This is a genomic window from Millisia brevis NBRC 105863 (genome assembly GCF_001552615.1).
Taxonomy (GTDB): Bacteria; Actinomycetota; Actinomycetes; order Mycobacteriales; family Mycobacteriaceae; genus Millisia; species Millisia brevis.
The window spans coordinates 60,069-74,070 of sequence record NZ_BCRN01000019.1; the positions used below are offsets into that span (position 1 = coordinate 60,069).

Consider the following 14,002-nt stretch of genomic DNA (forward strand, 5'->3'; position numbering starts at 1 on the left):
GGTGTGGAACGGATGATGCGGCGCGGGTTCGATGTGCAAGCAGCCCTACGAAACACGACCTCGGGCGAGTCTGGACCCTTTCGGGCGCTGCGCCGATAGACCGCATCACGCAGAGCGCAATAGAGGGTTCCGCTTGTCAACGGACCCATGCATGCAGTAAGGGCCCGGTACGACGACCGGGCCCTTACCGTGTTGCCATCACATTCAGGTGTAGCAGGCCTGCCAGCCCTGCGACTGCAACACCGTCACATCGCAGTAGGTCGCCCGCGGGTAGTACGGGCCCATACTGGTCGCCGGATCGACCCCCGAGTCCTGCGCGGCCTGGATCGACCAGGGATAGAACTGCTCCGACGGCAACATATTTCGGATGAAGACCACCTTGTTGGGGACCGTGATGTCACCCCAGGGCAACATCGTGATCGTCGAATCCGCCGAGGCGGTCATATCCTCGGCCGCGGCCACGACGAAGGTGTAGTACCCGCCGCTGTCGATGCGGGTTTGGTAGTCGTCGGCGCAGCCGACCACCGGATACGGTGTGACCCTGTCGTTCTGACACATCGACCAGTAGCGCATCGCCACCCCGGTGGTCGCGGGTGATTCGCCGGCGCGGGTATCCGGGAAGCTCGGCGCCATGCCGCGGATCACCAGAACCCGACCGGGCTGGTAGGTCAGCCCGGCACCGATGTACTTGTTGTCGCCGTTGGGGAAGAGCCCGGACGTCGAGGCCGGGGTGATGAACGTCGCCTCCGGGGCGCCACCGGGGAAGGCGCCGGCGGCCGCATTGCCGATCGCCCGGTCGAAGACCGCGGTCAGCGCCGCGGCGATCGGCCCGGAGTAGGCCCGCGGATCGAACGGTGTCGCGCAGGGCGACAACGGAAGTGTCATCCCACCACCGAGATTCATCGTCACCGTCGGCAGATGCACCCCACCGCTGGGCGATGCCGGGTCGGCCGGCACGTAGATGCGCACGATCAGGAAGCCCACCGAACTCTGCTGCCCCTCGCGCAGGCCACGGATCTCGTTGCGCGCCGGGTCCGCCGGACCGGACACGACCGTCGCGGTCCAGTTGCGACCGGCAGCGCTCGGGGCGACCGTCGCGTAGGGGTTCGCGCTCCCCTCTTCGGGCTGGATCTGATTGTCCCGCAGAGTATCCACGGTGTTGAAGTCGGTGCCGTAGGTATTGAGCGAGAAGTAGCGGGCGTCCGGATACTGCCCGGTCAACGTGATCGACTGGCCCGGCCCGAGGTGGTACGGCAGCACCCAGTAGGTGGCGCCGGAGTCCGGGAACGCGACGTTGAGGATCTGGTCGTTCGACATGATCTGCCAGGCGCAGGCCGGTCCGGCCGCGTCGCCCTGCCCGACCGGCTGAGCCCGGGCGACGCCGCCGGCGAGCGCGCCGGAGACCATCACCAACAGGGACAGCACCAGCGCGGCGAGTCTGCGACCACCGAAACGTTCGAGGGTGTTCATCTGTTCTCCGCCCCGGCCGCTCAGGAGACGCCCGGACCGGCAACGCTGCGCTGGTAGGCGTTGTTGAGGTCGTCGTCGACGACGTATGCGGTGCCATCGGCGACCACGTCGAGCGGTGCGTCGAGGATCCGGGTGCCGTAGGACCAGCCCTCCGGGAGCTGCAGGCGCGAGCCGAGATCCGCCAGATCGTCGTAGCTCAGGTTCGGGTCGATGATCTGCGAGTAGGACTGCATCGTGTAGACCGATCCCTGCGGGTCGGTCAGTTCGAACACCGGTTGACCGGCTTCGTACTTCCAGGTGGTCTGCCGGGTGACGGTGTTGACCGTGTACATCTGGCCGACGCTCCCCTGCCGCAGGCTGGTGTCCACCTGCGCCCGCAGCGCCATCTGGATGCCGCCGAAGAACCAGGTCTCCTTCGAGGTCGTCACCCCACCCTGCTGTGCGCCGATCTCGTCGAGCACCCAATGTCGCGGGCCGTTGAGGTTGGCCTCGAGCGCGTTGTACGCCTCCTTGACCTCGTCCTCGGTGATGGCCTGCCAGAGGTCGTCGGGGCAGTCGTTGAAGCCGAGGGTGTTGTACACCCAGGCGGTCAGGGTGGTCCCCTCCCGGGTGACCGGGATCATCTCGCAGTACCGCGCATCACGCAGGTCGGTGGTCACCGGCGGATTCTCGTTCTCCGGACCGGGTCCGAACTCGACGACGGTCGGTTCGCCGTCGATCGTCTGGGTCACCGACGTGTCCGTGGTGACCCCGCCGGTGCCGCTGCTACACGCGGACAGGCCGAGGGCCGCCACGGCGGTGAGGGCGACGCCGAGGGCGTGCCGCTTGGGGTACATGGGAGCTCCCTACCTGGTTGACGAACAAGTCGACAACTCGGATGGGTTCGAGCCCCCGCCACGACCGCGAGTGTCACAGGGGATATTAGGGCCATTTGTCCATTAATTCCCAGGATTACAAAATGGCACGAATGCCTCTTTTGGTATTTTTGTTTCCGGGTTTCGGCGATACATGCGACGCGAAATACCGTCGAATGCACCGCCGGATCGCCCAGGTCGGAAGATTTCGGACCTAGAGTCGGCGACCGGCCATTCGTTCGAGGCGTTCGATCCGATCCTGCATCGGAGGATGGGTCGCGAACAGCTTGCTCACCCGCTCGCCGGGACGAAACGGGTTGGCGATCATCAGGTGTGACTGCGCGGCGAGCTGCGGCTCCGGCGGCAGCGGCGCCGCGGCCGCGCCCATCTCGATCTTGCGCAGCGCCGAGGCGAGCGCGAGCGGGTCACCGGTCAATTCCGCGCCCGACTGGTCCGCCTGGTACTCCCGCGACCGGGAAACCGCCAGCCGCACGAGCGTCGCGGCGATCGGTCCGAGCAGCGAGACCAGCAGGATCGCCAGCGGATTGCCACCGTTTCCGCGGCCGCCGAAGGCGCTCGCGAAGAAGGCCATATTGGCCAAACCGGAGATCACCGCGGCCATCGCGCCGGCGACCGACGAGATCAGGATGTCGCGGTTGTAGACGTGGGCGAGTTCGTGACCGAGCACCGCGCGCAGTTCGCGATCGTCGAGCAGTTGCAGGATGCCGCTGGTCACGCAGACCGCCGCATTGCGCGGATTGCGCCCGGTGGCGAAGGCGTTCGGGGCATTGGTCGGGCTGATGTACAGCCGCGGCATCGGCTGGCGCGCACTGGTCGCGAGCTCCCGAACGATCCGGTAGAGCACGGGCGATTCGACCTCGGTGATCGGCTGCGCGTGCATGGCCCGCAGCGCCATCTTGTCGCTGTTGAAGTAAGTCCACCCGTTGACGGCAACCGCGAGCAGGATCGAACCGAACAGGATGGTTCTGTTGTTGAAGAGGGCTCCGATAAAGACGATCAGCAACGACATTCCGACCAGCAACGCGAACGTCTTGGCCGAATTGGCGAACCTGCTCACCGGTCCACCCACCTCTCACTTTCGATGAAGACCACGCCCGTGGCCATCACTGACGACAACGCTCCGGCGGGGGTCCGGGTTCCCGTCCGGCGGCGCGCAGCCCGTCAGCCGACGCGTTGGACGGTGTAGTCGACCAGGCCGCGCAGGGCCGCATTGGCCGGTCCGGGCGGCAGACCCTCGAGCTCGAGACGGGCCCGATCGACGTACTCGGCGAGCGTCACGCGGGCCCGCCGCATGCCGTCCGAGCCGCGCAGCAGGCCGAGCGCCTCGGTGACCTCGGCCTCCTCGGTGAGCGGTCCGGTGAGCAGCTCGCGCAACCGCACACCGGTCGGGCCCTCGTCCTGCAGCGCGTAGAGCACCGGCAGGGTGTGCACCCCTTCCCGCAGGTCGGTGCCCGGGGTCTTGCCGGTCTGTTCGCTGTCGGAAGCGATGTCGATGATGTCGTCGGCGATCTGGAAGGCGGTACCCACCGCGTCACCGAGCCGGCGCAGCCGTTCGACGTCCTCGTCGGGCGCTCCCGAGAAGACGCCGCCGAAGTATCCGGAGGTGGCGATCAGCGATCCGGTCTTCTCCCAGACGGTGCGCAGATAGTGCTCGACGGGCTCGCGCGGGCCGGCGCCGATCGTCTCGCGCATCTGCCCGGTCACCAGCTCGGCGAAGGTCTCCGAGATCACCCGAACCGCCTCCGGCCCCAGGGTGGAGACCAGCCGCGAGGAGTGCGCGAAGAGGTAGTCGCCGATCAGGATCGCCATGCTGTTGCCCCAGCGCGCGTTGGCACTCTCGGCGCCCCGGCGCAGCTCGGCCTCGTCCATGACGTCGTCGTGATAGAGCGTCGCGAGGTGCACCAGTTCGATCACGGTCGCGGCGACCACGATCTCCGGATTGTCCGGTTGCGGTCCGAGTTGTGCGGTCAGGACGGTGAACAGCGGACGGAACCGCTTACCTCCCGCCCGAGCGAGATGCAGAGCCGCCTCGGTGAGGAAATCCTCACCAGCGGAGAGCTCCTCGACCAACAGCGCCTCTACCCGACCGACCGCGTCACGCACCGAAGCGGCCAACGTCGGGTCCAGCAGATCAACCCCGGCGACCACGGTTGCGGATGCCTCTGATTCCGAATCCGGACGTCCCACGTCATTCAACTTAGCCTGAGGGGATACTGAGACGGTGACTGCGGCACACCTCGAGGGCGTAACCGATCTTCCCGAACATGTGGAAGTGCTGGTGGTAGGCGGCGGACCTGCGGGTTCCGCCGCTGCGGCGTGGGCGGCCCGCGACGGGCGGGACGTCCTGCTGGTCGACGCCGCGAAGTTCCCCCGCGACAAGACCTGCGGCGACGGACTGACCCCGCGGGCGATGGCGGAACTCGAACACCTCGGCATCGCCGACTGGACGACCAGCCGCGTGCGCAACCGCGGGCTGCGCCTCAACGGCTTCGGCCGTTCCCTGGAGCTGGAGTGGCCCGGCAAGGGGCACCTGCCGACGTACGGCAGCGCGGTGCCGCGCAGCGAGCTCGACGACCGGATCGGCCGATGTGCGATCGACGCCGGCGCGCGGCGGGCGGACGGGGTGCGGGCGGTCGAACTCGACCACAACGACGCCGCGGTCTCCGCGGTGCGGCTGCGCACCGCGATCGGCGTGGCGACGGTGCGCTGCGACAAGCTGATCGTCGCCGACGGGGTGCGCTCGCCGGTGGGCAAGCTGCTGGGCCGCCAATGGCATCGGGAGACCGCCTACGGCGTCGCGGTGCGCTCGTACGCGAAGTCCGCGCGATCGGACGACCCGTGGATCACCTCGCATCTGGAATTGCGGGACCGCGACAAGAAGATCCAGCCCGGCTACGGCTGGGTGTTCCCGCTCGGCGACGGCCGGGTCAACCTCGGTGTCGGCACCCTCGCGACCGCGAAGCGCCCGGCGGAGGGCTCGCTGCGTCCGCTGCTCGAGCTGTACGCCGAGCAGCGCGCGGAGGACTTCGCCCTCGACGGGCCGCCCACCGATCTCGCGTCGTCCCTGCTGCCGATGGGCGGCGCGGTCAGCGGGATCGCCGGACCGAACTGGGCCCTGATCGGCGACGCCGCCGCCTGTGTCAACCCGCTCAACGGCGAGGGCATCGACTACGGCCTCGAGGGTGGCCGGATGATCACCGAACTGCTCGATGCGAAAGACCTGACCGATGTCTGGCCGGACGCGCTGCGCACCCGGTACGGGCAGGCGTTCTCGATCGCCCGGCGGCTCGCCGGATTGCTGACCATCCCCTGGCTGCTGCCGGCCGCCGGTCCGGTGGCGATGCGCTCGAATCGACTGATGCAGGTCGCCGTTCGGGTGATGGGCAATCTGGTCACCGAGGAGGACGCCGACCTGGTCGCCCGCCTCTGGCGGCTCGCCGGGCGTTCCTCGCTGGCGATCGACGGCCGGGAACCCTTCGCGGACTGACCGATCCACCGGCCACGGCCGGCGCCTACGACCGACCGCCGCTTCGGCGAGCCGCGTAGATCACCACCCCGGCGAGCAGCACCACGGCGCCGGCGATCACCGACGTCGCCGGGAGGAAGACGGCCACCGTCAGGCAGCCGACCACCCCGAGCGCGGGCACGATGCGCGAGCGCGGACGGTCGTCGAGCGTCCACGCCGAGACATTGGCGATCGTGTAGTACAGCAGCACGCCGAAGGACGAAAACCCGATCGCGGTACGCAGATCCACGCCCGCGGCGACCACCGCGACCACGACTCCGACGACGAGCTCCGCCCGCCGCGGCCCACGACCGCGGGGGTCGACCACCGCCAGGGCGCGCGGGAAGTGTCCGTCGCGGGACATCGCCAGGACCGTGCGCGAGACGCCGAGCAGCAGGGCCAGCAACGATCCCGCCGCGGCGACGCCGGCGCCGATCCGCACGACCGGTTCGAGCCAACCGGCCCCCGCCGCGGTGACGACGGCCGACAACGGCGCGGTCGCCGCGGCCAGCCCCTGCGATCCGAGCACCAGCAGCGCCACCGAGATCACCGCCGCGTAGACCGCCAGCGTCACCCCCAGGGCGATCGGCACCGCTCGGCGGATCGTGCGGGCCGGGTCGCGCACCTCCTCGCCGAGCGTGGTGATCCGCGCGTACCCGGCGAAGGCGAAGAACAGCAGACCGGCACCCTGCAGGACCCCGACCACCGACAGCTGCCCGGCCGCTCCGAGGTCGGCGATCGGCCGCTGGTCGCCGGTGAGCCCGACGGCCACCACCGCGGCGAGCACCACGAGCACCGCGGCGACGATCGACCGTGCCAGCCAGGCCGACAGTCGCACGCCCGCATAGTTCACCGCGGTCAGCGCCATGACGGTGACGACCGCCACAACGTGGGCGTGGTTGGGCCACAGGTACATTCCGACGGTCATCGCCATCGCCACGCAGGACGCCGTCTTGCCGGTGACAAAGGCCCAGCCGGCGAGATAGCCCCAGAACGGGCCCAGCCGCTCGCGGCCGTAGACGTAGGTTCCACCGGACGCCGGATACCGGGCCGCGAGGCGCGCGGAGGACATCGCGTTGCAGTACGCGATGACCGCGGCTACGGCCAGGGCGATCAGCACACCCGCGCCGGCCGCCTGCGCGGCGAACCCGGGGGCGGTGAAGATGCCGGCGCCGATCATGGCGCCCAATCCGACGACCACCGCATCGCCGAGGCCCAATCGCCTGCGCAGCGCACCGGATTCGGCCACGCGCACAGGCTACCGGCCGGCCATGCCGTCCCGCTCGGCCGCTGCGGCGCACTCCGCCAGCACCGCGTGAGCTTCATCGGTACGCCCCATCGCCGTCAGACACTCGGCGAGTGCCGTTCCGATGTTGTTCGCCACTCCCGGGATATGGAGGTGTTGCGCCTCTCGATAGGCGTCGGACAGGAGCCGATATGCCGCCGGGCAGTCGTTGGCCGTCATCTCCACCATCCCCAGGATAAACACCGCGAACAGCGCCTCCACCCGACTGTCGGCGGAGGCGGCCACCTGTCGTAGCCGTGTCCGAGCCCGCTCGTAGACCGGCATCGGATCCGGGGAGCCCTCGGCGGCGGACAGTTCTCGAAAGATCTCCGGCAAACCTCTCAGGCCCGGCATCGCACTGACCAGTTCACCCAGTCGGTCATCGAACTCGGCACCGCGGTCGGTCTGCGGGTCGGCGAGGTCCCCATCCAGCAGCATCGCCATCAGGTCGCCCCCGGACGTGTAGTCCCGCAGCATGCGGTAGAGCGGGATCAGTTGTTCGTACACCACGCGAACCGCTTCGTCCCGCCGCCCCTGCCGATACAGAGTTTTCGCCAGAATGCCCAACGCGGCCGCCAGCCGTCGCAGGTCACCGGTCGCGTGATAGGCGGCCCACAAGGTGGTCCGAATATGCTCGACCACCTCGTCGTCGTGGCCGTCGGCGTACAGAACATCCACGAGAACACGTGTTGCCGAGACATTTTCAGCGTGGTGCGCGGTTCCGGTCCGTCGGCGTACCGCCGCGAGCAGGCTCCTGGCCGCTCCCCGGTCGCCTCGCTCGACCAGCAGCCGAGCGTGAGCGGTCTCGACGGTCGCCCGCAACGCCGGGTCAATGGTGACGCCACCGTCCGGATCGACCGCGGCCATCGCCGTATCCACCATCTGCTGCGCGCGCGGCAGATCGCCGCCGTCGAGCGCCGCGAGACCCACGGAGACGGCCAGTTCCGTCGGAACCGGATAGCCACGCTCGACCAGGACGGTGACCGCACGGTCGAGCAGCGCACGGATCTCGGTCGGTGTTCGCCGGGTCCCGTCGGCGAGATCCTTTGTACAACAAGACGTCACGATATCCGGATAGTCCGCGCGGAGAGCGAGATCGATCAACAGCAGATTCTGATCGACCCCTCGTTCGTACCGCGCATCCGCCCCGCCCCATGCGCTGAAAAGATCGTCGATGACCGTTCGGGCGATCGCCGTCTCCTGCTCCCGGTCGAGCGGGCCGAGGCGCCCGCGCATCAGATCGTGGAGTTCGTACGCCGGCCGGTCGGGTCGGTACGGGTCGGCCGTGTGGCGAAGCACCCCGCACCAATGCAGTCGGATCGGCGACCTGCCGTCGATCGATCCGCGGGCCGCGAGTACCGCGTCCGGAACCGGCCCGTCCACCACCTGCGCGGCCCGCAGCACCCGAAGGTCGTCGGGGGCGAGACCGGCCACCAGGGCGTCGATTCCGTAGCGATCGACCAGATCCGCCACCGGTCCCGGACCGGGGCGCGCACCGCCGGTCAGATAGGTTTCCATCTGCGACAATGCCGCCGCCGCATCGTCGGCCGCTCGATCGGGCGACAGGACGATCCGCCCCAACTCGGCCTGGATGCCCGGATTCCCCCGCGCGAGCGTCGCAACGTGATACCCCCAGCCGAGCATGTCGATGTCGGTGGTCGGGCGGTCGAAGACTTGCCGGCGCGTCAGCGCGAGCCTCGCATCGGGAGCGATCGAATCGACACACCTCCAGAGGAATCGATAGTGCACCCGCGCATCCATGTGGAAGGCGGCGCGGGTGGTCACCACCAGTCGGCTGGGCGATTCCTCGGCGAAGACCTCGAAGACGGTCGACAGTGTGGCGAGGTGACGGGGGTCGACGACGTGGACGTCGGCCGTCGATTCGGCCACCAGCACCCGCTCGAGTCCGTCGAGAATCACCAGCAGAGGAACGCCGCCGGTGGCCCGGTTCCCGGACACCCCGGTCAGGTCGACCAGGAGGTCCCGCAGGGCGTCGTCATCGGCGGCGACCTGTCTGTATCGCCGAATTCTGTCGAGCGAGGGCTGGTCGTCCGACAGCGCCGCCTCCACGGCAGCCACCAGGTCGTCCGCCGTGAAACCCTCCGCTACCACCACACTTCGGTGCCCCACCATTCGATCGGCGATACGAGCGGCGAGGGCGGACTTTCCCACCAGCGGCGAACCGTAGAGGATCGCGCCCGCCACCGTCGGTTCCAGCAGACCGACCACCAACTCGCGAACCCACCGTCGCCGCCCGACCACCGCGTCCGGCGATGGCAACGGCGCGAACCGATTCGACCGATCCCGATCGCGCGTGTCGCGGCGTGCACCCGTCTCGTCGCCGGAACCCCCCACGATCGCCGATCCACCCGCCGGCCCGATCCACAGCCGTGCTCGATGCCAGTCCGTGTAGCCCATCAGCCGCAGCCGGTCGTCGGAGAGCAATTGGCGCAGACCGGCACCGACCGCCCGCACGGTATCGACACCGCGGGACAGCGCGCCGTAGAAGGCACCGTTGAAGGCGATCGCCGCGCCCAGTTGCACCGTGCCGTCCCAGCCGACCACAGCCGGAACGCCGCCGGCGATCAGTTCGGTCACCACCGAATGCGTCTGTGGCCGTTCGATCATGTCCTCCCGCGGGGCGCCGCCATCGGGAGCGCTTGCGGTCAGGCACGAGGTCAGGACCACCAGGGAGATTCCCGCCAACGCGGGCACCAGGTCGGCCGCACCCACAGGGCGCATCGCCCCGTCGGCGGTCTCCATCGACAGCGTCGGCTCGCGCACGGCGGAGCCGGGGGCGCGCGAGCCGTTGGTTCCGTGGCAGGCCAGGTGGACCACGGCGGTTCCGGCCGTCTCGGCGAGCCGCCGGCCGAGATGGTCGGGATCACCGGTGTCGTCGATCATCACCTCGACATCCACCCCGCCGAGTGCCTCGAGGATCGCCGACTCCTCGGCCTCGAAATCCAGGGGTGGCGTCCCGGGTGGCTCGGCGGACATGTACGCCACGCGCAATCGGCGGTGGACCGGCGGGGGGACCGCTTGCGGCAACCCGAGCCGGCGCACCACCGTCAGCTGGATCTCCGGGTCGACCACCAGGTAGTCGCCGGTCGGGCGGATGAGCAACTCGAAGGGGGCGTTCAGAATCAGCCACTCGAGATCCGAGGGCACGCGCGGTCCGCGCACCTCGAACACCACCGGCCGCGGCCACTCGGCGAGCCGCCGATCGAGGCGTGCATGGTCCCCGTCGAGCCAACGGAACAGATCCGCACCGATCCGCCGCATCACCGTGTCGCCGCGGCGGCTGCCGAGCGCGGCGCGATATCGATGATCGATGGCGGCGAGCGCTCGTCGATCGTCCTCCGAGAGCCGCCACCCACCGGACACCCGGCCGTTGACGGCAAACCGAATCTCCTCGCCTGCGATGATCAGGCCATCCCCCATGTGCAAATGGTATCCATCGGACACTCCATCGGAGGGCACTCCAGGACGGAGCCCGCCCGCCCTCGCTTCACCTGCGCTCGACCCGCTTGCGGCGCGCCGAACGGTGTTTCGGCAGCGCGCCGCAGTGATCGCGTCGCCGCACCACCTGCATGATCGCCGCCTCGACCGAGGGCCAGTCGTGTATCACCTGGCGATAGCTGACCCGGATGACCACATAGCCCAGCTCGATCGCGCGCCGATCCCGCTGCCGGTCGGCCTCGAAACGGTCGGGGCCCTCGTGATACCGCCGACCGTCGATCTCCAGGATCAGGCGGTTGCCGACCAATAGATCCACTCGCTCCAGACTGTCGATCCACACCTGCGGGGTCACCCGTAATCCGATGCGCCGCAATCGCAACCGCACCATGGTTTCGGTGCCGGATTCCGCCCGGTCGCATCGGTCGAGCAGGGCGCGGACGTGCGCTGTCGCCCCGCGTAGTTCGAACTCCAGTTCCGAGGGGGTCAGCAGCTTCAGATGCAGCAGCGAGTCGCAGACCACCACGATGCCCTCGTCGTCGAGGCAGCGCACCGCATGCCGTAGCGCCGTCGGGAGGTCGTCCACCGCGGCCCGCTCGGGTTCCGGCCGCCCGTGCTGCCGACAGAATCGTCCACCCGCTCGGGCGGCGCGCACGTGCACCCGATCGGTTGTCGGCACCCACACGCCGTGGAGTGCCGGCGCCGAAACGCAACCGAGCACGCCGCCGGCGCTCACCGCGGACACCACCGCCGGGTGCGCGCCGTCGGCGGCGTACCAGCCCCGTCTGAGGCGACGCAGCGCGCCGGTGCGAACCAGCCTCTGCAGCTCGGTCTGCGACATCGTGGCCATCAACGTGCGGCGCGAAACGACACCGCGGTGCAGGTTGTCCATGCCGGTCAGGCTGCCCGGCGGGTCCGCGCGACGGTAGGGGTTTGCGGCGGTTGGGGATAGCTGGGGCAGCCTGTGGAAAACGCTACGGATACGGCCGGCGAACACCTATATAGTGTTCGCCCCACGTATTCGTAGCTACTTCCACACCTTCCTCAGTGGACCGGCTTGACCCCGTGGTGCAGCGCCACAATTCCGCCCGCCAGATTGCGGTAGGTCACCGCCCGCCAACCGGCACCGACCATGATCGTGCGCAGGTCCTTCTGGTTGGGCCAGGCCCGAATCGATTCCGCCAGATAGGCGTAGGCGTCGGTATTGCTCGAGAAGCGCGACGCCAGCGCCGGCAGGGCCCGCATGATGTATTCGAAGTAGAGCTTCCGAGCGACCACCGGCGTCGACATCTCGCAGACGACGATGCGGCCGCCGGGACGGGTGACGCGCAGCATCTCCGAGAGCCCCGCCGCGGTGTCCTTCACATTGCGCAGACCGAACGAGATGGTCACCGCGTCGAAGACGTCGTCGTGGAAGGGCAGCCGCATCGCGTCACCGGCGACCTTCGGCACATCCCGTTCGGCGCCGGCCTGCAGCATGCCGAGCGAGAAGTCGGCGGCCACGCACCAGGCGCCGGAACGGGCCAACTCCACCGTCGAGACCGCGGTACCGGCGGCGAGGTCGAGGACCCGCTCCCCCGGTCGCAGCCCGAGCATCGCCAGCGTCGCCCGACGCCAGCGCCGATCGAGGCCGCCGGTCATCATCGTGTTCATCCGGTCGTAGCGCCGTGCCACACCGTCGAACATCGCCGCGACCTCGACCGGATCCTTGTCGAGCGAGGCTCGCGTCGAGATACCGCCGGACGGTTGACTGGTTGGTTCGCCCACCCGGCCAGGCTACCCGGCCGGCTGCGCCGGCTCGCTCGGTCGGGCCGGGATCCGGAAGGCCAGGATCATCCCGATGAACGCGGTGACCGCCGCCGCCGCGAAGCCCCAACTCATGCCACCCGCGGCCGCCTCGATCTCGGTGGCCCCGCCGGTCTGCAGGTCGACGGTGCGCAGCGTCATCACCGTGATCGACACCGCGGTTCCCAGGGCTCCCGCGACCTGCTGGATCGTGCCGAGCAGCGACGACCCGTGCGAGTACAGCTCGTGCGGCAGCGCGCCGAGTCCGACGGTGAACAGCGGGGTGAAGACGAACGACAGGCTGAGCATCAGCACGACGTGCAGCACCAGGACCAGCCAGATCGGGGTCGTCGAGCCGAAGAACGCGAACCCTGCCATCGCCAACGCGAAGACCACCGCGCCGGGGCGGACGAGCCGGCGCGCGCCGTGCAGGTCGTAGAGCCGGCCGATCACCGGGCCGAGCAGGCCCATCGCGACGCCGCCGGGCATCACCAGCAGGCCGGTCTCGAGCGGGCCGAGATCCCGCACATCCTGCAGGTAGAGCTGCAGCAGCAACATCGAGGCCAGCATGCCCATGAAACCGATCGCCAGCAGCGCCAGCGAGGTGCGGAAGGTGCCGATCCGCAGGGTGCGCAGGTCGAGCAGCGGGCCCGGCCCGCGCACCAGGCGGGCCTGCCGCCACGCGAAGGCGGCGATACCGATCACGCCGACGACGGTCCAGACGATCGCGAGCGAGCGCGCGGCCGGGTTGGCGAATTCGCTGAGGCCGTAGACGAGGCCACCGAAGCCGACGGCGGCGAGCACGACGCTCAGCCAGTCGACGGAGGAGACGACGATCGTGCCGACGTTGGTCAGCCCGCGCAGGCCGCCGATGGTGATCGCGGCCGCGATCGGCAGGACGACCAGGAAGATCCAGCGCCAGTCGAGGAAGTGCAGCACCACGCCGGAGACGGCGGGGCCGAGCGCCGGCGCCACCGAGATCGCCAACGTGACGTATCCCATCACGCGGCCGCGCTGGTTGGCCGGAACGATCTCCATCAGCGTGGTCATCAACAGCGGGAACATCACCGCGGTGCCGGCGGCCTGAATCACCCGGGCCACCAGGAGGACCGGGAAGGCCCAGGCGATCGCCGCGAGCGCGGTGCCGACCAGGAAGACGCCCATCGCCAACATGAACGCGGTGCGGGTGCTGACCCGCTGGAGGAACCACCCGGTGATCGGGATGACCACCGCCATCGTCAGCAGGAAGATCGTCGAGAGCCATTGGGCGGCGGTGGCGCCGACGTCGAAGTGCTCCATCAGCCGCGGCACGGCGGTCATGGTGATCGTCTCGTTGAGGATCACCACGAAGGCGGCGGCGACCAGCCAGCGCAGCACGCCGATCGACGCGGCGCTGATCCCCGTGTCGGGGCCTGCAGCGGACGTCACGGCGTCATTGGAATCGGACGCCACAGCGTCGTCGGGCGAGCGCATGCTCACACCTTTCGCACAAAGAATGGAGAAGGGCTCGACCGAGCCACCTCACGAGGGTGCCGATAGTTCGCCTGTGAAGCAAATCAATAAGGACGGCGCAGCACGTCCGATGACGTGCTGCGCCCGGCAGAGAAGGTTCGGGTATCGGTGAAG

General features: G+C 69.1%; 10 protein-coding genes. 1 reads left to right on the top strand and 9 read right to left on the bottom strand.

What is annotated here, in order from left to right; genetic code table 11:
• Nucleotides 1-204 precede the first annotated feature (204 nt).
• From MB1_RS21515 to MB1_RS21530, 4 genes are all read right to left on the bottom strand, one after another.
• Nucleotides 205-1,470: a hypothetical protein gene (locus MB1_RS21515; protein WP_066912518.1), complete on the bottom strand. Its 1,266-nt coding sequence runs from the start codon at nucleotides 1,468-1,470 to the stop codon at nucleotides 205-207.
• Nucleotides 1,471-1,490: 20 nt separating this feature from the next.
• Complete coding sequence (locus MB1_RS21520; RefSeq protein WP_066912520.1) at nucleotides 1,491-2,306, bottom strand: hypothetical protein; 816 nt, start codon at nucleotides 2,304-2,306, stop codon at nucleotides 1,491-1,493.
• 232 nt (nucleotides 2,307-2,538) lie between these two features.
• On the bottom strand, nucleotides 2,539-3,402 hold the full coding sequence (gene htpX, locus MB1_RS21525; RefSeq protein WP_084352384.1) for a zinc metalloprotease HtpX: 864 nt from the start codon (nucleotides 3,400-3,402) through the stop codon (nucleotides 2,539-2,541).
• A gap of 104 nt (nucleotides 3,403-3,506) precedes the next feature.
• On the bottom strand, nucleotides 3,507-4,541 hold the full coding sequence (locus MB1_RS21530; protein WP_281190353.1) for a polyprenyl synthetase family protein: 1,035 nt from the start codon (nucleotides 4,539-4,541) through the stop codon (nucleotides 3,507-3,509).
• A 25-nt stretch (nucleotides 4,542-4,566) separates the two neighbouring features.
• Here MB1_RS21530 and MB1_RS21535 point away from each other — a divergent pair, with 25 nt between their 5' ends.
• Nucleotides 4,567-5,832: a geranylgeranyl reductase family protein gene (locus MB1_RS21535; RefSeq protein ID WP_066912526.1), complete on the top strand. Its 1,266-nt coding sequence runs from the start codon at nucleotides 4,567-4,569 to the stop codon at nucleotides 5,830-5,832.
• Nucleotides 5,833-5,857: 25 nt separating this feature from the next.
• Here the strand turns inward: MB1_RS21535 and MB1_RS21540 are convergent, their stop codons facing one another.
• The 5 genes from MB1_RS21540 to MB1_RS21560 form a co-directional block, all read right to left on the bottom strand.
• Complete coding sequence (locus MB1_RS21540) at nucleotides 5,858-7,030, bottom strand: APC family permease (RefSeq protein ID WP_245650308.1); 1,173 nt, start codon at nucleotides 7,028-7,030, stop codon at nucleotides 5,858-5,860.
• Nucleotides 7,031-7,108: 78 nt separating this feature from the next.
• Complete coding sequence (locus MB1_RS21545; protein WP_066912533.1) at nucleotides 7,109-10,576, bottom strand: CHAT domain-containing protein; 3,468 nt, start codon at nucleotides 10,574-10,576, stop codon at nucleotides 7,109-7,111.
• Between the two features lie 67 nt (nucleotides 10,577-10,643).
• Complete coding sequence (locus MB1_RS21550) at nucleotides 10,644-11,483, bottom strand: DUF559 domain-containing protein (protein ID WP_066912534.1); 840 nt, start codon at nucleotides 11,481-11,483, stop codon at nucleotides 10,644-10,646.
• 152 nt (nucleotides 11,484-11,635) lie between these two features.
• Entirely contained in the window at nucleotides 11,636-12,325 is a 690-nt protein-coding gene (locus MB1_RS21555; RefSeq protein WP_084352404.1) for a demethylmenaquinone methyltransferase, read from the bottom strand.
• A 42-nt stretch (nucleotides 12,326-12,367) separates the two neighbouring features.
• The gene (locus tag MB1_RS21560; RefSeq protein ID WP_245650306.1) at nucleotides 12,368-13,804 is read right to left on the bottom strand and encodes an MDR family MFS transporter; all 1,437 of its coding nucleotides are present in this window, start codon (nucleotides 13,802-13,804) and stop codon (nucleotides 12,368-12,370) included.
• Nucleotides 13,805-14,002: the final 198 nt, after the last annotated feature.